This is a genomic window from Variovorax sp. LjRoot290, from assembly GCF_964253985.1.
In the GTDB taxonomy this organism is placed as follows: Bacteria; Pseudomonadota; Gammaproteobacteria; order Burkholderiales; family Burkholderiaceae_C; genus Variovorax.
On record NZ_CAXURW020000001.1, the window covers coordinates 2,931,027 to 2,950,418 of the forward strand.

Here is a 19,392-nt window from a genome sequence, read left to right on the forward strand (position 1 = left end):
GGGGTGATGCTTACTGGGGCTGCTGCACGGTGTTGCGCAACAGCTGGTGATAGAACTGGATCATCTCGACGTAGTTGGCGATCGAGATGCGCTCGTTGGTGCCGTGGAAGCGCGACAGATCTTCGCCCCGCGCGCGTACCGGCGAGAAGCGGTAGACCGCGTCGCTCACGATCGCGAAGTGGCGCGAATCGGTGGCGGCGATCATGAGGCCCGGCGCGACGATGGCATCGGGAAAGGTCTGGCGCACCGATTGCGCGATGGTCCGATAGCCTGCGCTGTCGGTGGGCGACACCGGCGAGGGCTCCGAGTTGCCAGGATACTGCTTGATCGTGATCGCATCGTTCGCGACGGTCTTGCGGATGTGCGCCTCCACCGAAGCCAGCGTGTCGCCCGGCAGCACGCGGAAGTTGACGGCCGCCTCGGCACGGCCCGGCAGCACGTTGTCCTTGTTGCCGGCGCGCACGATGGTCAGCGCGGTGGTGGTGCGCAGCATCGCATTGCTGCTCACGCCTTTCTCGAGCTGGCCCTGCACCACCGGGCCGAAGAGCCAGAGGTTGGAGAGCGCCACGCGGCCGAAGCCCTTCATCTCGGGCGCGAGCGTCGCGAACATCTCGCGCGCCACGCCGCCGATCGCGGCCGGCATCGGGTTCGCTTCGAGCTTTGCGAGCGCCGCGCTCATGCTGCCGATGGCCGTGCTGGATGGCGGCATCGACGAGTGGCCCGGCGGCGTATCGAGCGAGAGGAAGAAGGTGCCGTAGCCCTTCTCGGCCAGGCCGATCAGGGCGGCCGGCTGGTCGAGGCCCGCGAGCACGCCTTCGGTGACCAGCAGGCCCTCGTCGAGCACCCATTCGAGCCGGACGCCGCGCGACTTCAGCAGTTCCGCAATCGGCTTCGCGCCACGCAGGCCGCTGACCTCCTCGTCATCGCCCGCGACCAGATACACCGTCTGCCGCGGCTGGAAGCCGCTGGCCACCAGCATCTCGATGGCTTCCATCTGCGCCAGCAGGTTGCCCTTGTTGTCCCAGGTGCCGCGACCCCAGACGAAGCCGTCCTTGATCTGGCCGCTGAAGGGCTCGACCTCCCAGGCCTTCTCGGTGCCCGGCGCGATCGGCACCACGTCCTGGTGCGCCATCAGCGCAACCGGCCGGGCAGCGGGGTCGCTGCCGGTCCAGGTGTAGAGCAGCGCGTTGTCGCCGACGACTTCCTTCTTCAGCGTCGCATGCAGCTTGGGAAACTGCTGCGCCAGGTAGGCGTGAAGCTTCCTGAACTCCTCGCCGCTTTGCTGCGCGCCTTCGAAGCTCGACACGGTACGGATCGGGATCGCGCCCGAGAGCCGCTCGGCCGCCGCCTTGGCGTCGACCGCGACCTTCTGTACCGCCGGCACCTGCAACTGCCGCGAGGGCGTGCGCCAGGTGTTGCCCGCGATGACCACCGCCAGCACAAGCAGCGCCAGCAGCAGCACGAGCAACGTCCTTTTGATCACAGCCCGTCCTCGCCGTCGCTTCAGCTGAACTGCTTGCCTTCGGCCACCAGCTTCTGGATCAGCGGCGCGGGCTGCCAGAAGCCCGCGTCATCGCGCGGGTTCTTCGCAAAGCGCTTCATCGCCTCGGCCACGTTGTAGAGACCGACCTGGTTGGCATAGTGCATCGGGCCGCCGCGCCACACCGGGAAGCCGTAGCCGGTGAGGTAGACCATGTCGATGTCGCCCGACTTGGAGGCGATGCCGTCCTCGAGAATGTGCGCGCCTTCGTTCACGAGCGCATAGACCAGGCGCTGCACGATCTCTTCGTCGGAGATCTTGCGCGGCGTGATGCCTTCGTCCTTGCGGTGCTTCTCGATCAGGTCGAGCACGACCTGGCTCGGGATCGCATCGCGCTTGCCGGCCTGGTAGTCGTACCACCCTGCCCCGGTCTTCTGGCCGAAGCGGCCCAGCTCGCAAAGCTTGTCGGCCGTCTTGCTGTACTTCATGTCGGCTTGCTCGGTGGCGCGGCGCTTGCGGATCGCCCAGCCGATGTCGTTGCCCGCCAGGTCGCCCATGCGGAACGGGCCCATGGCGAAGCCGAACTTCTCGATGGCGCGGTCGACCTGCTGCGGCGTCGCGCCCTCGTCCAGCAGGAAGCCGGCCTGGCGCGAGTACTGCTCGATCATGCGGTTGCCGATGAAGCCGTCGCACACGCCGGAGACCACCGCGGTTTTCTTGATCTTCTTGGCGATCGCCATCACGGTGGCCAGTACGTCCTTGGCCGTCTCCTTGCCGCGCACCACTTCGAGCAGCTTCATCACGTTGGCCGGGCTGAAGAAGTGCATGCCGACCACGTCCTGCGGGCGCTTGGTGAAAGCGGCGATCTTGTCGACGTCGAGCGTCGAGGTGTTGGAAGCCAGGATGGCACCGGCCTTGGCGACGCGGTCCAGTTCCTTGAACACCTTCTCCTTGACGCCGAGCTCCTCGAACACGGCCTCGATGACGAGGTCGGCGTCCTTCAGGTCGTTGTAGTCGAGCGTGGTGGACAGCAGCGCCATCCGCTCCTCGTACTTCTCGGCCTTGAGCTTGCCCTTCTTGACCTGCGCTTCGTAGTTCTTGCGAATGGTGGCGATGCCGCGGTCGAGCGCCTCCTGCTTCATCTCGAGGATCTTGACCGGGATGCCCGCGTTCAGGAAGTTCATCGAGATGCCGCCGCCCATGGTGCCGGCGCCGATCACTCCGACCGACTTGACGGTGCGCTGCGACGTGTCTTCCGGCACGTCGGGAATGCGCGAAGCCGCGCGCTCGGCCATGAACAGGTGGCGCAGCGCCATCGATTCGGGCGTGAACATCAGCGCGGTGAAGAGGCGACGCTCTTCGGCCATGCCGTCGTCGAACTTCATCTGCGTGGCGGCCTGCACCGCATCCACGCACTTGAGCGGCGCCGGGTAGTTCTTCGACATGCCGCCGACCATGTTGCGCGCGAACTGGAAGTAGGCGTCGCCCTGCGGATGCTTGCACGGCAGCTTGCGCACCAGCGGCAGCTCGCCGCTCTTGCCGGCCACCGACTTGGCGAACTCGACCGCTTCCTCGAACAGCGATTCCGGCGAAGCGGCCAGCTTGTCGAACAGCTTCTGGCCGGGCAGCGAGGCGAGCAGCTCGCTCTTGACGGCCTCGCCGCTCACGATCATGTTGAGCGCGGTCTCCACGCCCAGCACGCGCGGCAGGCGCTGCGTGCCGCCGGCGCCGGGCAGCAGGCCCAGCTTGACCTCGGGCAGCGCGACGCTGGTGCCGGGTGCGGCCACGCGGTAGTGGCAGCCCAGGGCCAGCTCGAGGCCGCCGCCCATGCAGACCGAATGGATGGCCGCGACGATCGGCTTGGTCGATGCCTCGAGCGCGAGGATCACGCTCAGCAGATTGGGCTCCTGCAGCGCCTTGGGCGTGCCGAACTCCTTGATGTCGGCGCCGCCCGAGAAGGCCTTGCCCGCGCCGGTGATCACGATCGCCTTGACGGCCGCGTCGTCGAGCGCTTTCGAGAGGCCGTCGGTGATGCCGATGCGCGTCGAGAAACCGAGGCCATTGACCGGGGGGTTGGTCAGGGTGATCACGGCGACGTCGCCGAGCACTTTGTATTCAGCCGTCATGCTGCGTTCCTTTGGGATGGGGGAGGATCGAAAAAAGGGGCCTCGCGTTAAAAAGCACGAGTGTTCTTTTTTGTTTGAAATTCTAGGCGTTTCGCGTGACCCCGCAACCGGGTATCAGTCGCTGCCGAGACAAGTTGGCTGGCGGTCAGACCTCCAGCCACTCCTTGCGGGTCGCGGCATCGGCACGCAGGCTGTCCGGCGTGCCGTCGAACACGATGCTGCCATGGCCCATGACCAGCGCGCGATCGGAGATCTGCATCGCAATCGTCAGCTTCTGCTCGATCAGCAGCACCGAGATGCCCTTGTCCTTGAGCGTGCGCAGGTACTGGCCCACCAGCTCGACGATCTTGGGCGCGAGGCCCTCGGTCGGCTCGTCGATGATGATCAGGTCGGGGTCGCCCATCAGCGTGCGGCACAGCGTCAGCATCTGCTGCTCGCCGCCCGAGAGCACGCCGGCTTCGGTGTGCTGGCGCTCCTTGAGGCGCGGGAACATGCCGTACATGTCGTCGAACTGCCAGCGGCTGCCCTTCCCCTTGCCCTTCTGCCCGAGCAGCAGGTTCTGGTGTACCGTGAGCTTGGGGAAGATGTCGCGGTTCTCGGGCACGTAGCCGATGCCCATGTGCGCGATCTCGTAGGCCTTGCGGCGCAGGATGTCCTCTTCCTTCCAGTGCAGGCCGCCTTCGGCATGCACCAGGCCCATGATGGCCTTGGCCGTGGTCGAGCGGCCCGAGCCGTTGCGGCCCAGCAAGGCCACGATCTCGCCGGGACCGACCGCAAATGAAACGCCATGCAACACATGGCTCTTGCCGTAGTAGGCGTGGATGTCCTGGAGTTTGAGCATTTCTTCAGTGTCCTCCGCTCTGCGCGTCCGCGACCGAAGAGCCCAGGTACGCCTCCTGCACGCGCGCATTGGCGCGCACCGCCGCGGGCGTGTCGAAGGCGATCACCTCGCCGTAGACGACCACCGCGATCTTGTCGGCCAGGCCGAACACCACGCCCATGTCGTGCTCCACGGTGAGCAGGGTCTTGCCGATCGTCACCTGCTTGATCAGCGCGATGAAGTGCGCGGTCTCGGTCTTGCTCATGCCGGCCGTGGGCTCGTCGAGCAGGATCACGCTGGCGCCGCCGGCGATGGTGACGCCGATCTCCAGCGCCCGCTGTTCGGCATAGGTGAGGTTCACCGCATGCACGTCGCGCTTTCTTTCGAGTCCCACCTGGCGCAGCAACTCCTCGGTGCGCTCGTTCGCATCGTCGAGCTTCGAGAGGAAGCGCAGGAAGGTGTAGCGGTAGCCCAGGCTCCACAGCACGCCGCAGCGCAGGTTCTCGAACACGCTGAGCTTGGGGAAGATGTTGGTGATCTGGAAGCTGCGCGAAAGGCCGCGGCGGTTGATCTCGTAGGGCCTGTGGCCGTCGATGCGCTGGCCATGCAGCAGCACCTCGCCGCTGGTCGGCTCGAGCCGGCCGCTGATGAGGTTGAAGAGCGTGGACTTGCCGGCGCCGTTGGGGCCGATGATCGCGATGCGCTCGCCGGCTTCTACCGCCAGGTCGACGCCACGGATGATCTCGGTCTTGCCGAAGTTCTTGCGCAAGGCCTTCAATTCGAGTGCGTGGGTCATGCGAGCTCCCTCCGCTTGATCTCGGCCTCGATCTCTTCCTGGATATGGCCCCAGACCTTCACGAAGCGGCGTCGCACCCATTCCACCAGCAACACACCCACGGCAAGCACGACGCCGGCCCCGATCCAGCTGGCCGCGCTGGAGACGTCGAGCTCCACGCCCATGAAGTTGAGCTTCGGGCCCAGCGCCATGTTGAGCTGCACGTGATAGATCATCTCGACCAGCGCCGCCGCGCCGACCACCATCACGGCCCCGGTCAGGATCAGGCCGCCGTAGAGACCCCACAGGCGCTTGAACTTGCCGAACTTGGCAACGCGCAGGTTCATCATGATCAGGCTGGCGATGCCGCCCGGCGCGAACATCACCATGAACAGGAACACCAGCCCCAGGTACAGCAGCCAGGCCTTGGTGAGCTCCGACAGCAGCACCGACGCCAGTACCAGCAACACGGCGCCGATGATCGGGCCGAAGAAGAAGGTGGCTCCGCCCAGGAAGGTAAACAGGAGGTAGCCGCCCGAGCGGATCGTGCTCAGGCTGTCGGATGCGTTGACGATCTCGAAATTGATGGCCGCCAGCGCGCCGCCGATGCCGGCGAAGAAACCGGCAATGATGAAGGCCAGGTAGCGCACCCATTGGGTGTCGTAGCCGATGAACTCGACGCGCTCGGGGTTGTCGCGCACCGCGTTGAGCATGCGGCCCAGCGGCGTGCCGGTGAACGCGAACATGAGCGCCGTCGAGACGAAGCAGTACGCCGCGATCAGGTAGTACACCTGGATCTGCGGCCCGAAGCTCAAGCCGAGGAAAGGCGAGCCGTAGACCCGGTTGGTCGTGACGCCACCCTCGCCGCCGAAGAAGCCCGGAAACATCAGCGACATGGCCGCGACCAACTCGCCGATGCCCAGCGTGATCATCGCGAAGGTGGTGCCGGACTTCTTGGTGGTCACATAGCCCAGCAGGATCGCGAACAGCACGCCCGCCACGCCGCCGACCAGCGGAATCGTCACCAGCGGCAGCGGCATGGCCCCCTTGGTGGCGAGATTCATCGCGTGCACCGCGACGAAGGCGCCCAGCCCCGTATAGACGGCGTGGCCGAAGCTCAGCATGCCGCCCTGCCCGAGCAGGATGTTGTAGCTCAGGCAGATGATGATGAGATAGCCGATCTGCGACAGCATGGTGAGCGCCAGGCTGCTGCGAAACACCAGCGGCGCGATGATCAGGCTCAGGGCGAAGAGCGTCCAGATCAGCACGCGCCCGATGTTCCAGGGCTTGAAGCGGTAGTAGGCGGTCTTCCGCGTACCGGCGCCGGACACCGGCGTGTCGTCGGCACGCGCCGCGGAAGTGCTTGCATGGGTCGTCATGTTTTCAGCCCTCCCGCTTGCCGAGCAGCCCCTTGGGCCGGAAGATCAGGATCAGCACCAGGAACAGGTACGGCAGGATCGGAGCGATTTGCGCGACGCTGAGCTGAAGCAGTTCGTACCCGAAGGTGCTGGGGGTCACGGTGACGCCCACGGCCTGCAGCCCGGACGCCAAGGACTCGTCGATGGCCACGGCGAAGGTCTGCAATACGCCGATCAGGAGCGATGCGAGGAAGGCCCCAGCCAATGAGCCCATCCCGCCGACCACCACCACCACGAACACGATCGACCCGACCGCCCCGGCCATGGCAGGCTCGGTGACGTAGGTGTTCCCGCCGATCACGCCGGCCAGCGCAGCCAGCGCCGCGCCTCCGCCGAACACGAGCATGAACACCCGCGGCACATTGTGGCCCAGCGCTTCCACCGTCTCCGGATGCGTGAGCGCAGCCTGGATCACCAGGCCGATGCGGGTGCGGGTCAGCAAGAGCCAGACCGACAGCAGCATCAGCAGCGCGAGCAGCATGATGAAGGATCTCGACTTGGGAAACTGCGTCCCGAACAGGGTGAACAGCGGCCCCTGCAGTTGCTCCGGCAGCCCGTACGGCACCGTCGCACGACCCCAGACCAGCTGCACCAGCTCGAGGATCAGGTAGGACAGACCGAAAGTCACCAGCAACTCGGGCACGTGGCCGAACTTGTGAACGCGCCGCAGGCTGTAGCGCTCGAAGAGCGCGCCCAGCACGCCGACCAGCAGGGGCGCGACGACCAGGGCGGTCCAGAAGCCCAGCACACCCGAGATGGTGTAGGCGAAATAAGCACCCAGCATGTAGAAGCTGGTGTGCGCGAAGTTGAGCACGCCCATCATGCTGAAGATCAGCGTCAGGCCCGAGCTCAGCATGAACAGCAGCAGCCCGTAGCTGAGGCCGTTCAGCAAGGATATGGCGAAGAATTCCACGGTGTCGTCGTCGTCGTTGCAGCCGCGAGGGGCGAAGTCAAAAAAAGCGCCGGTGAGCGACTTCCATCACCCACCGGCGTTTCGCTGGTGTGCCGGTATTACGGTGCCGGCCGCTTCATCTCGCAAGACGTCGGCGTGCTTGCGATGTAGGGCTCGAGGTATTTCACCGGCGCGAAGGTGTAGCCGGTGTTCTCCACGCTGTACTTGTACTTGGCATCGACCTTCTGCCACTTGGAGATCCAGAGTCCCTGCTGCAGCTGGTGGTCGGTCTTGCGCATCTCGGTTTCGCCGTTGAAGCCCTTGAACTTCAATCCTTCCATCGCCCCGGCGACCTTCATGGGGTCGGTGGACTTGGCCTTGGCTATGCCCTCGCCCATCATCAGGATCGCGTTGTAGATCGAGAAGGTGTAGAAGTCGTCGCCGAACTTGGTCTTGAACTCGCTCATCAAGGTGCCCAGCTCGCCGGTGTAGTTCGAGTGGTTGTAGGCGATCTGGTAGACCTCTAGTTCGCCGCCCGAAGCCAGTGCGGTCGGCGTGCCGGACACGCCGGCGTAGTAGGCGTAGATCGGCAGCTTCAGGCCCGAATCGTTCAGCGCCTTGATCAGCAGGGTCATGTCCTGCCCCCAGTTGCCGGTGACGATCGTGTCGGCGCCCGACTGCTTGATCTTGGCCACGTAGGGTGCGAAGTCCTTGACCTGGCCGAGCGGGTGCAGATCGTCGCCCACGATCTTGGCGTCGGGCCGGTTGCGCGCCATGCCTTCCTTGAAGTACTTCGAGACCTGCTGGCCATGGGAGTAGTTCTGGTTGATCAGGTAGACCTTCGAGATCTTGGGCTGATCCTTCATGAAGGAGGTGAGCGCGGCCATCTTCATCGACGTGTCGGCGTCGAGCCGGAAATGCGCAAAGCTGCACTTCTCGTTCGTGAGCACCGGGTCGACCGCGGCATAGTTCAGGTAGATGATCTCCTTGCCGGGATTGCGCTCGTTGTGCTTGGCGACGGCATCAGCGAGCGGCACGGCGACATTCGAGCCGTTGCCCTGCGTGACGTAGCGAAAGCCCTGGTCGCTGGCTGCCTTCAGGAGGTTCAGCGCTTCCTGCGGCGAACTCTTGCTGTCCATGCCGATGACCTCGAACTTGACGCCCGCCGCGTTCTTGGCGCCGCTGAGCTTCTCCGCGACCAGCTGCCAGCTCTTGAGCTGGTTCTGGCCGACGTTGGCGAACGGGCCCGAGAGCCCTTCGATCATCGCGATGCGGACGGTCTCGCCCTTCTGGGCAAGGGCGCCGGTGGCGGTGGCGGCGAGGATGGCCGCGCTGGCGATCTTCAGAGCGTATTTCATTCGATGTCTCCTGTTCTGTGCTGCAATGCGCAACGAGATTACAAGTCTTTCTGACCCCGCCCGTCAGGGAATGCCCGTAAGCGTTCCGCGGCGGGGGCGGTTTCTATCACTCATGCGACAGGACGCACTGCGCTGGTGCTACCCGCCGGTAGGATCGACGCCTTTTCAGCACCCGGGCAGCTTGTAGTCGCGCAGCTGCTCGCGCAGGCGCGTCTTCAGGATCTTGCCGGTCGCGCCGATCGGAATGGCGTCGACGAAAACCACGTCGTCGGGAACCTGCCACTTTGCCGTCTTGCCGCCGTAGAAGGCCAAGAGCTCGTCGCGCGTGAGTTCGGCGCCCGGCTTCTTCACCACGATCACGATCGGGCGCTCGTCCCATTTCGGGTGGGCCACGCCGATGCACGCCGCCATCGCGACCGCCGGATGGGCCACGGCGATGTTCTCGATGTCGATCGAACTGATCCACTCGCCGCCGGACTTGATCACGTCCTTGCTGCGGTCGGTGATCTGAAGGAAGCCGTCGGCATCGATGGTCGCCACGTCGCCGGTAGGGAACCAGCCGCGCCCCTGCTGGTCGGGCACCAGCGGGTCGCCGCCCTCGCCCTTGAAATACTCCTTGACCACCCACGGCCCCTTGACCAGCAGATCGCCGGAGGTCTTGCCGTCCCAGGGCAGATCCTTGCCGTCGCCGTCGACGATCTTCATGTCGACGCCGAAGATGGCGCGGCCCTGCTTCATGCGGATGGCCGTCTGCTGCTCGGGCGACTGCGTGAGGTGCTTGTTCTTCAGCGTGCACAAGGTGCCCAGCGGCGACATCTCGGTCATGCCCCAGGCATGCAGCACCTCGACGCCGTACTGCTGCTGGAAGGCGTTGATCATGGCCGGCGGGCAGGCCGAGCCGCCGATCACGGTACGCTTGAGCGTCGAGAACTTGAGGCCGTTGGCCTGCATATGGCCCAGCATCATCTGCCAGACGGTCGGCACACCGCCGGCAAAACTCACCTTCTCGGATTCGATCAGCTCGAACACAGACTTGCCGTCGAGCGCGGGGCCGGGAAACACCAGCTTGGCGCCGACCAGCGCGGCCGAGTACGGAATGCCCCAGGCGTTGACGTGGAACATCGGCACCACCGGCAGCACCGAATCGCGCGCCGAGATCGCCATCACGTCCGGCAAGGCGGCCGCATAAGCATGCAGCATCGTGGAGCGGTGGCTGTAGAGCGCGGCCTTCGGATTGCCGGTGGTGCCGCTCGTGTAGCACATGCTCGAGGCCGAGTTCTCGTCGAAGCTGGGCCAGGCATAGGTGTCGGAATGAGGCGCGATCCAGGCCTCGTAACTCACCAGGTTGGGGATGCCGCTGTCGGCCGGAAGCTTGTCGGCATCACATAGCGCAATCCACTTTCTGATGGTGGTGCACTTGGCATGCACGGCCTGGATCAGCGGCAGGAAAGTGAGATCGAAGCACAGGACCTGGTCTTCGGCATGGTTCGCGATCCAGGCGATCTGGTCGGGATGCAGGCGCGGATTGATGGTGTGCAGCACGCGGCCGCTGCCGCTCACGCCGTAGTAGAGCTCCAGGTGGCGGTAGCCGTTCCAGGCCAGCGTGGCGATGCGGTCGGAAAAGAGCAGTTGCTCGAGGTCCAGCGCGTTGGCGACCCGGCGCGCGCGCGCAGCGATCTGGCGCCAGGTGCTGCGGTGGATGTCGCCTTCGACGCGCCGCGAGACGATCTCGGCGTCGCCGTTGTGGCGCTCGGCGAACTCGATCAGCGACGAGATCAGCAACGGTTGGTCCTGCATCAAACCCAGCATCTGTAAGCTCCTATTCAAATAGAGTTCGAAAATTTCGCGGGCTTTGGTGTCCGCCTGATTCGAGATTCATTCAATCTTCGGCCCATCACACAATGACAGAAACCCGCAGTGCGAGACCCGGCAAGGCCGGGCATCCGAGCCCGAACACCGAAGCGCCTGCTGCCGAACCCAAGCGCGTGAAAAGCACCAAGGGAGAGCAGTCGAAAAAGCTGCTGCTGGATGCGGCGCTGGTGTCGATCGCCAAGCAAGGCATCTACTCGATCACGCATCGCTCCATCGCCGCGGAAGCCGGCGTCCCCAAGTCGCTCACCACCTACTTCTTCTCGAGCCTGCCGGACCTGCTGGAGCAGGCTTTCATCCATTTCACCGTTCTGGCGGCCGACGACAACGTCAAGCACCTGGAAGAGCTCGACGCGCTGATGGCCAGCCGCACGACGACCTGGCCCCTGTCGCCGGGCGCGCGCCGCACGCTGCACAAGCTGCTGTCGCAGCGGCTCGCCGAGTTCATTCTTCGCCAGGCGACCGAGCACCCGGTGGGCGTGGCGGTCGAGCTGAACTTCCTCTACGTCTATCGTTCGGACAAGCCGATCAGGCAGCACATCGAAGCCTATCGGGGCATGCTCTTGAACCGGCTGGCCAACCTGATCCGGCGTTTCTCCGGTCGCAACGCCGCGATCGATGCTTCGCTCATGCTCGGCATGATTCACCAGCTGCTCTTCAAGTCCACGATCACGCCCCAGGAGATCGACCGCGAGCGCGTTCATGCCGAAGTCTCGCGGATGATGGCCTTCATCCTGCTTTGACCAGGCGTCATCATCGTCTTGTCTCCAATAGGTGTTTTTCGCTGGTGGCCGCTTCCGGACACGGCGGCACTTTAGTTTCAATCAGGACACTTGTCCAGCAATTTCCGGCACCCACGCGATGGCCCCTGCAGCCAGGGGTTTAGGCGGGTACGGGACAATCCGCACATGAGCATGCTTGCAGACGAGGCGGACATCGTCGACCTGGGCCTCGACTGGACCCCGGGCTTTTCCGCACTGGGCCCTGCCTTCTTCACCGAGCTCCGCCCCACTCCGCTGCCCGAACCCTATTGGGTCGGCCGCAGCACCGCGCTGGCGCGCGAACTCGGACTGGACGAAGCCTGGCTGCGTTCGGCCGAAGGCCTGGCCGCCTTCACCGGCAATGTGCCGGTCGCCGGCACGCGCCCCTACGCCAGCGTCTACAGCGGCCACCAGTTCGGCGTCTGGGCCGGCCAGCTGGGCGACGGCCGCGCCATCATGCTGGGTGAAACCGAGCGCGGCTTCGAGTTGCAGCTCAAGGGTTCGGGGCGCACGCCCTACTCGCGCATGGGCGACGGCCGCGCCGTGCTGCGATCGAGCATCCGCGAATTCCTTTGCAGTGAAGCGATGCATGCGCTAGGAATCCCGAGCACGCGCGCGCTGTGCGTGACGGGTTCGGATGCGCGCGTGCGCCGCGAGGAGCTCGAAACCGCCGCCGTCGTGACGCGCGCGTCGCCGAGCTTCATTCGCTTCGGCCACTTCGAGCATTTCGCGGCCAACCAGCGCGACGAGGAACTGCGCGCGTTGGCCGACTACGTCATCGACCGCTACTACCCCGCCTGCCGCACGACCGATCACTTCAACGGCAACGCCTATGCGGCCCTGCTCGAAGCGGTGAGCGAGCGCACGGCGGCGCTCCTGGCCCAGTGGCAGGCGGTCGGCTTCTGCCATGGCGTGATGAACACCGACAACCTGAGCATCCTCGGGCTCACCATCGATTACGGACCTTTCCAGTTCCTCGACGGCTTCGATCCGCGCCACATCTGCAACCACAGCGACACTGCCGGGCGCTATGCCTACAACCAGCAGCCCAATGTCGCGTACTGGAACCTGTTCTGCCTGGCCCAGGCGCTGCTGCCGCTGATCGGCGACCAGGAGATCGCGGTCGCCGCCCTGGAGTCGTACAAGACGGTGTTCCCGGACGCGTTCGAGGCGCGCATGCGGGCCAAGCTCGGCCTGATGGACGCCGCGCCGGCCGACCGCGCGCTGATCGAAGGCGTGCTCAAGCTGCTGGCACAGGAGAAAGTCGACTACACCATCTTCTGGCGCCGCCTGTCCGATCACATGGCCGGCGGCAGCCCCGAGGCGGTGCGCGACCTGTTCCTCGATCGCGCCGGTTTCGACACCTGGCTGCTATCCTTTGCAGAGCGCCATGCGCAGACGCCGGCGGCGCAGGCCGCCGACCTGATGCGCAAGAGCAATCCCAAGTTCGTGCTGCGGAACCACCTGGGCCAGCAGGCGATCGAATCGGCGCAGCAAAAAGACTTCTCGGGCGTCGCCACCTTGCTGAAGCTGCTCGAAACCCCATTTGAAGACCATGCCGGCCACGAGGCCTATGCCGGCTTCCCGCCCGACTGGGCTTCCACGATCGAAATCAGCTGCTCATCATGACCACGCCCATTCAGAAAACCGAAGCCGAATGGAAAGCCATCCTGGCCGAAAAAGGCGCCGAGCGCGGCGCCTTCGAGGTGACACGCCACGCCGCCACCGAGCGCCCGTTCACCGGAAAGTACGAGGCGCACTGGGCAGACGGCAGTTACCACTGCATCTGCTGCGGCGCCAAGCTATTCGAATCCGCCACCAAGTTCGACGCCGGCTGCGGCTGGCCCAGCTTCTCTCAGGAAGCGGTGCCGGGCGCCATCAAGAACATCGTCGACCGTTCGCTCGGCATGGTTCGCACCGAAAATGTGTGCGCCAATTGCGGCGCCCACCTGGGCCACGTGTTTCCCGACGGCCCCACCGAAACCGGCCTGCGCTACTGCATGAACTCGGCCTCGCTGGACTTCCACAAGCGCGACGCGTGACGCAGACGAAACAACATGAAACTGCTTCTCGATTTCTTCCCGATCCTGCTGTTCTTCGGCGCGTTCAAGCTCTACGACATCTACACCGCCACCGGCGTGCTGATGGCGGCCACCGTGCTGCAGACGGGCATCGTCTGGTTCAACGAGCGCCGCCTGGCGCCGATGCAGAAGGCCACGCTGGTGCTGATCCTGCTGTTCGGCTCGCTCACGCTGCTCCTGCACGACGACCGCTTCATCAAGTGGAAGCCGACGGTGCTCTACGGCGCGATGGCCCTGGCGCTGGCCGTCGCGCTGTGGATCTTCAAGAAGAACTTTCTCAAGATGCTGCTCGGCGCGCAGCTGGAACTGCCGACGCAGATCTGGGGCCGGCTCAACATCGCATGGATCGCCTACTGCGTGTTCATGGCCGCGATCAACGGCTATGTGGCCGCGTCTTTCAGCACCGAGGCCTGGGTCAATTTCAAGCTCTGGGGCTATGCCTTCCCGATCGTTTTCCTGGTGGCGCAAGGGCTCTACATCTCGCCCTACCTCAAGTCCGACAAGCCTGCGGCATGAGCCTTCCGACCTCTGCGGACCTCGAGGCCCGCCTGCGTAACACCTTGCAACCCACGCTGCTCGAGGTGATCGACGAAAGCGCCGCGCATGCCGGCCATGCGGGTGCCGGCGCCGAAGGCTACGGCACCCATTTCCGCGTGCGCATCGCCTCGCCCCTCTTCGCCGGAAAAGCCCGCGTGGCGCGCCATCGGCTTGTGTATGATGCGCTGCAAGTTTTCATCGCACAGGGCCTTCACGCCATCGCCATCGAGACGCTTTGAAGCGCTTTGATTCCCGCCCGCCAGGGCGGCAAAAGTACCCTCCCCTTATGAAGAAACAACTCCTGCAGGCCGTCGCAGCCGCTGCCCTTCTGGGCGCCATTCCCGCCGCATTCGCCCAGAACGCGGCCATCGTCAACGGCAAGCCGGTGCCCAAGGCGCGCATGGACGTGCTGGCCCAGCAACTCGCGGCCGCCGGCCGTCCGGTCACGCCGGAAATGCAGGGCCAGCTGCGCGAAGAAGTGGTGGCCCGCGAGATCTTCATGCAGGAAGCGCAGAAGCAGGGCCTGGACGCCACCGACGACTACAAGAACCAGCTCGAACTCGCGCGCCAGGCCATCCTGATCCGCCAGCTGTTCGAAAACTATCGCAAGACCAACGCGGTGTCGGACGCCGACGTGCAGGCCGAGTACGACAAGTTCGTCGCGGCCAACGGCGGCAAGGAATACAAGGCCCGCCACATCCTGGTCGAGAAGGAAGAGCAGGCGCAGAAGATCCTGGCCGACCTCAAGAAGGGCCAGAAGTTCGAGGACATCGCCAAAAAGCAGAGCAAGGACCCGGGATCGGGCGCCAACGGCGGCGACCTCGACTGGGCCGCGCCGGCGAGCTTCGTGCCCGAGTTCTCGGAAGCGATGATCAAGCTCAAGAAGGGCGAGACGACTTCGGCCCCGGTCAAGTCGCAGTTCGGCTATCACATCATCCGTGTCGACGACATCCGCCAGGCCCAGCTGCCGAAGATCGAAGAGGTCAAGCCGCAGATCGTGCAGCAGTTGCAGCAGCAGCGTTTGCAGAAGTACCAGGAAGAACTGCGCGCCAAGGCAAAGGTCGAGTAACACCGGCCTGCGTGCTCCAACGAAAAAGCGGCCCGCGGGCCGCTTTTTTCATGGCGTCGGCGTCCTCAGCCAACCCATTTACGGGCATTGCGCCAGATGCGCATCCAGGGGCTCAGCGCACTCTTGTCACCCGAAGTCCAGCTCATCTGGATGTTGCGGAACACGCGTTCCGGATGCGGCATCAGCGCGGTGAAGCGGCCGTCGGCGGTGGTCACCGAGGTCAGCCCGCCGGCGCTGCCGTTGGGATTGAAGGGGTAGCGCTCGGTCGGCTGGCCGTGGTTGTCGACGAAGCGCATCGCGGCGATGGCGCGGGCGGCATCGCCGCGATGCTTGAAGTTGGCATAGCCCTCGCCATGCGCGACCGCGATCGGCAGCCGGCTGCCGGCCATGCCGGCGAAGAACAGGCTCGGCGATTCGAGCACCTCGACCATCGACAAGCGCGCCTCGAAACGCTCGCTCTGGTTGGTGGTGAAGCGCGGCCAGGCTTCCGCGCCCGGGATGATGTCGGCCAACTCGGCGAACATCTGGCAGCCGTTGCACACGCCGAGGCCGAAAGTATCGCCGCGCCCGAAGAAGTTCTTGAACTGCTCGGCCAGCTTCGGGTTGAAGGTGATGCTGCGCGCCCAGCCGATGCCTGCCCCCAGCGTGTCGCCGTAGCTGAAGCCGCCGCAGGCCACCACGCCCTTGAAGTCGGCCAGGTCTGCCCTGCCCGCCTGCAGGTCGGTCATGTGGACGTCGAAGGACTCGAAGCCGGCCTCGTTGAAGGCGTAGGCCATCTCGACATGCGAGTTGACGCCCTGCTCGCGCAGGATCGCGACCCTGGGACGCGCCAGGTTCAGGAAGGGCGCGGCCACGTTCTCTTCGGCGCCCGGCGCCAGCAGCACATGGGCGCCCGGGTCCTGCGGCTCGCCGGCGGCCGCATGCTCGGCATCGGCGCAGGCCGGGTTGTCGCGCTCGCGGCAGATCTTCCAGCTGACGGCGTCCCACACCTGGTGCAGGTCGTGCAGGCTGGCGCTGAAGACGGCCTTGGCATCGCGCCAGACCTCGAGCTTGCCCTTGCCCGCGTCCATGGTCGAAGCGGCGGGTCGGGTCTTGCCGACGAAGTGGCTGTGGGCGCTGAGGCCGTGCGCACGCAAGGTCTGCATGACCTCGTTGCGCTCGGCGGTGCGCACCTGCAGCAGCATGCCGAGCTCTTCGTTGAAGAGCGCCTTGAGCGTGAGCTCTTCGCGCCGCGCGCTGACCTGGCCGGCCCAGTTCTTGGCATCACCGTACTCGGCACGGCTGTCGCTGATGCCGTCGCCCTCGGTCACAAGCAGGTCGACGTTGAGCGCCACACCCACATGGCCGGCAAAGGCCATCTCGCAGGCCGCGGCGAACAGGCCGCCGTCGCTGCGGTCGTGCATCGCGAGGATCTTGCCCTCGGCGCGCAGCGCGTTCACGGCCGCCACCAGCTTGACCAGGTCTTGCGGATCGTCGAGATCGGGCACCGTGTCGCCGCTCTGCGCCAGCGTCTGCGCCAGGATGCTGCCGGCCATGCGCTGCTTGCCGCGGCCGAGGTCGATCAAGACCAGCGTGGTGTCGGGCTCGGTGGCGTCGAGCTGCGGCGTGAGCGTGCCGCGCATGTCGGCCAGCGTGGCGAAGGCGCTCACGATCAGGCTCACCGGCGAAGTCACCTTTTTCGGCACACCGTCGTCCTGCCACTGGGTGCGCATCGACAGCGAATCCTTGCCGACCGGGATCGAGACGCCGAGCGCCGGGCACAGTTCGAGGCCCACCGCCTTGACGGTTTCGTACAGCGCCACATCCTCCCCGGGCTCGCCGCAGGCCGCCATCCAGTTGGCGGAAAGCTTGACGCGCGACAGCTCGATCGGCGCGGCCAGCAGGTTCGTAATGGCCTCCCCGACCGCCATGCGGCCCGAGGCCGGCGCGTCGATGGCCGCGAGCGGCGTGCGCTCGCCCATGCTCATGGCCTCGCCGGCGAAGCCCTGGTAATCGGCCAGGGTCACGGCGCAGTCGGCCACCGGCACCTGCCAGGGGCCGACCATCTGGTCGCGGTGGCTCAGGCCGCCGACGGTGCGGTCGCCGATGGTGACGAGGAAGCGCTTCGAAGCCACCGTGGGGTGCGACAACACATCGATGGCGGCCTTCTGCAGCTCGACACCGTTGAGGTCGAGCGGTTTGAAGCGGCGCGCGACCGACTTGACGTCGCGCAGCATCTTGGGCGGCTTGCCCAGAAGCACGTCCATGGGCATGTCGACGGGTTGCGCCTCGACGGATTCGTCGGCGACCAGCAGCTGCCTTTCTTCCGTCGCCACACCCACCACCGCGAAGGGGCAGCGCTCCCGTTCGCAGAACGCGCGGAACTGCGCGAGCGATTCCGGTGCGATTGCCAGCACATAGCGCTCCTGGCTCTCGTTACACCAGATTTCCTTGGGCGCCATGCCCGACTCCTCGAGCGGCACCGCATGCAGGTCGAAGCGCGCGCCGCGGCCCGCATCGTTGGTGAGCTCGGGGAAGGCATTGCTCAGGCCGCCCGCGCCCACATCATGGATCGCGAGGATCGGGTTCGCGGCGCCCTGCTGCCAGCAATGGTTGATGACTTCCTGCGCGCGGCGTTCGATCTCCGGGTTGCCGCGCTGCACCGAGTCGAAGTCCAGCTCGGCCGCGTTGGCGCCGGTAGCCATCGAACTCGCCGCGCTGCCGCCCATGCCGATGCGCATGCCGGGGCCGCCGAGCTGGATCAGCAGCGAGCCCGCGGGGAACGGGATCTTCTTCGTCTGCGTCGCGTCGATGCTGCCGAGGCCGCCCGCGATCATGATCGGCTTGTGGTAGCCGCGCTGCACGGTGTCAGCGTCGCTCTCGATCGCCTGCTCGTACTCGCGGAAGTAGCCCAGGAGGTTGGGTCGGCCGAACTCGTTGTTGAAGGCGGCGCCGCCCAGCGGGCCCTCGGTCATGATCTGCAGCGGGCTTGCGATGTGCGCCGGCTTGCCGTAGCTGCCCTCTTCGGGCCAGAGCTTCGACACCGTGAAGCCGGTCAGCCCGGCCTTGGGCTTGGAGCCGCGGCCTGTCGCGCCCTCGTCGCGGATCTCGCCGCCGGCGCCGGTCGAGGCGCCCGGAAAGGGCGAGATCGCGGTCGGATGGTTGTGCGTCTCGACCTTCATCAACACGTGGCTCTGGGCGCTTTGCTTCTGATAGCTGCCCGAGGCCGAGCCGGCGACGAAGCGCTCGACCTGCGTGCCTTCCATGATCGACGCGTTGTCGGCGTAAGCCACCACCGTGTGCTGCGGGTTCTGGCGCTCGGTGTGGCGAATCATCGAGAACAGGCTCTGCGGCTGCGCCACGCCGTCGACGATGAAGTCGGCATTGAAGATCTTGTGGCGACAGTGCTCGCTGTTGGCCTGCGCGAACATCATGAGTTCGACGTCGCTCGGATTGCGGCCGAGCCGGGTGAAGGCCTCGACCAGGTAATCGATCTCGTCCTCGGCCAGCGCGAGGCCGAACTGCGTGTTGGCCGCGACGAGCGCGGCGCGGCCGCCCGCCTGCACGTCGACGTGCGCCATCGGCTGGGCTGGCAGCTCGGCGAACAGGCTGGCGGCCTGGTCGAGCTCGGCCAGCACCGATTCGGTCATTCGGTCGTGCAGAAGTGCGGCAACCGCGGCGAGCTTGTCGCCTTCCAGCGTGGGTGCCTTGCCCAGCAGCGGCGCCTTCAGCGCCAGGTGGTACTGGGTCACGCGCTCGACCCGACGCAGCGCCAGGCCGCAGTTGTGGGCGATGTCGGTCGCCTTGGAGGCCCAGGGCGACACGGTGCCCAGGCGCGGCGTGACGACGACGCTCGGCCCGGCCTTGGGAGGCGCCACGAAGGGCTCGCCATAGCCCAGCAGCGCGGCGAAGCGGTCGCGCTCGGCGTGTTCGAGTGCCGCATCCGTCACGACCAGGTGCACGAAACGGGCGGAAATGCCTTCGATTCGCGGCTCGACGGACGAAAGGCGGGGCAGCAGCTGCCGCGCCCTGAATTCGCTGAGTGCGCTGCCGCCCTCGAAGAAGGTCACCACCGGGGCGACGGGATGGGAAGGCGGGTTCACGGGCAACATCACGGTCGGATCGGCCGGGCGGCCGCGTTTGAGAATCAAGAGAAGGAGGCGGCGGCCGCTGACTGGGGCCATCCGCGCCACCCCTGAATTTTAGCGGGGTGAATGGGATAATTCC

At 65.7% G+C, this 19,392-nt stretch carries 15 protein-coding genes; 6 read left to right on the forward strand and 9 right to left on the reverse strand.

The window, feature by feature from the left end; translation table 11 throughout:
• Nucleotides 1–10: 10 nt before the first annotated feature.
• The 8 genes from ACSQ9A_RS14635 to ACSQ9A_RS14670 all read right to left on the reverse strand — a co-directional run bounded on the left by ACSQ9A_RS14635 (nucleotide 11) and on the right by ACSQ9A_RS14670 (nucleotide 10,678).
• Nucleotides 11–1,483: a M20 family peptidase gene (locus ACSQ9A_RS14635; protein ID WP_436304149.1), complete on the reverse strand. Its 1,473-nt coding sequence runs from the start codon at nucleotides 1,481–1,483 to the stop codon at nucleotides 11–13.
• 20 nt (nucleotides 1,484–1,503) lie between these two features.
• Entirely contained in the window at nucleotides 1,504–3,606 is a 2,103-nt protein-coding gene (locus ACSQ9A_RS14640; protein ID WP_436304150.1) for a 3-hydroxyacyl-CoA dehydrogenase NAD-binding domain-containing protein, read from the reverse strand.
• 145 nt (nucleotides 3,607–3,751) lie between these two features.
• Entirely contained in the window at nucleotides 3,752–4,447 is a 696-nt protein-coding gene (locus tag ACSQ9A_RS14645; protein WP_093108738.1) for an ABC transporter ATP-binding protein, read from the reverse strand.
• Between the two features lie 4 nt (nucleotides 4,448–4,451).
• Complete coding sequence (locus tag ACSQ9A_RS14650) at nucleotides 4,452–5,222, reverse strand: ABC transporter ATP-binding protein (RefSeq protein WP_093108739.1); 771 nt, start codon at nucleotides 5,220–5,222, stop codon at nucleotides 4,452–4,454.
• Nucleotides 5,219–6,580: a branched-chain amino acid ABC transporter permease gene (locus tag ACSQ9A_RS14655; RefSeq protein WP_093108740.1), complete on the reverse strand. Its 1,362-nt coding sequence runs from the start codon at nucleotides 6,578–6,580 to the stop codon at nucleotides 5,219–5,221. The genes ACSQ9A_RS14650 and ACSQ9A_RS14655 overlap by 4 nt, the downstream gene beginning before the upstream one ends.
• 4 nt (nucleotides 6,581–6,584) lie before the next feature.
• Nucleotides 6,585–7,532: a branched-chain amino acid ABC transporter permease gene (locus ACSQ9A_RS14660; RefSeq protein ID WP_093108741.1), complete on the reverse strand. Its 948-nt coding sequence runs from the start codon at nucleotides 7,530–7,532 to the stop codon at nucleotides 6,585–6,587.
• 98 nt (nucleotides 7,533–7,630) lie between these two features.
• Nucleotides 7,631–8,869 (reverse strand): branched-chain amino acid ABC transporter substrate-binding protein, encoded by a 1,239-nt coding sequence (locus ACSQ9A_RS14665; protein ID WP_436304151.1) that lies wholly within the window; start codon nucleotides 8,867–8,869, stop codon nucleotides 7,631–7,633.
• A 165-nt stretch (nucleotides 8,870–9,034) separates the two neighbouring features.
• A complete protein-coding gene (locus ACSQ9A_RS14670; RefSeq protein ID WP_436304152.1) occupies nucleotides 9,035–10,678 on the reverse strand; it encodes a 3-(methylthio)propionyl-CoA ligase in 1,644 nt (547 codons plus the stop codon).
• A gap of 92 nt (nucleotides 10,679–10,770) precedes the next feature.
• Between ACSQ9A_RS14670 and ACSQ9A_RS14675 the strand changes: the two genes are divergently transcribed.
• From ACSQ9A_RS14675 to ACSQ9A_RS14700, 6 genes are all read left to right on the forward strand, one after another.
• Nucleotides 10,771–11,481, forward strand: coding sequence for a TetR/AcrR family transcriptional regulator (locus tag ACSQ9A_RS14675; RefSeq protein ID WP_093108744.1), 711 nt, complete (start codon nucleotides 10,771–10,773; stop codon nucleotides 11,479–11,481).
• 165 nt (nucleotides 11,482–11,646) lie between these two features.
• Nucleotides 11,647–13,128 carry a protein adenylyltransferase SelO gene (locus ACSQ9A_RS14680; protein ID WP_436304153.1) on the forward strand — a complete coding sequence of 494 codons (1,482 nt, stop codon included), beginning with the start codon at nucleotides 11,647–11,649 and terminating at the stop codon, nucleotides 13,126–13,128.
• Nucleotides 13,125–13,541, forward strand: coding sequence for a peptide-methionine (R)-S-oxide reductase MsrB (gene msrB, locus ACSQ9A_RS14685; RefSeq protein ID WP_436304154.1), 417 nt, complete (start codon nucleotides 13,125–13,127; stop codon nucleotides 13,539–13,541). Before ACSQ9A_RS14680 ends, msrB begins: the two co-directional genes overlap by 4 nt.
• Before the next feature lie 15 nt (nucleotides 13,542–13,556).
• Nucleotides 13,557–14,096, forward strand: a complete 540-nt coding sequence (locus ACSQ9A_RS14690; protein ID WP_093108747.1) for a septation protein A — start codon at nucleotides 13,557–13,559, stop codon at nucleotides 14,094–14,096.
• Nucleotides 14,093–14,356, forward strand: coding sequence for a BolA family protein (locus ACSQ9A_RS14695; protein ID WP_093108748.1), 264 nt, complete (start codon nucleotides 14,093–14,095; stop codon nucleotides 14,354–14,356). The genes ACSQ9A_RS14690 and ACSQ9A_RS14695 overlap by 4 nt, the downstream gene beginning before the upstream one ends.
• 47 nt (nucleotides 14,357–14,403) lie before the next feature.
• On the forward strand, nucleotides 14,404–15,186 hold the full coding sequence (locus tag ACSQ9A_RS14700) for a peptidylprolyl isomerase (protein WP_093108749.1): 783 nt from the start codon (nucleotides 14,404–14,406) through the stop codon (nucleotides 15,184–15,186).
• Between the two features lie 65 nt (nucleotides 15,187–15,251).
• Here the strand turns inward: ACSQ9A_RS14700 and purL are convergent, their stop codons facing one another.
• The gene (gene purL / locus ACSQ9A_RS14705; protein ID WP_436306299.1) at nucleotides 15,252–19,277 is read right to left on the reverse strand and encodes a phosphoribosylformylglycinamidine synthase; all 4,026 of its coding nucleotides are present in this window, start codon (nucleotides 19,275–19,277) and stop codon (nucleotides 15,252–15,254) included.
• Nucleotides 19,278–19,392 lie beyond the last annotated feature (115 nt).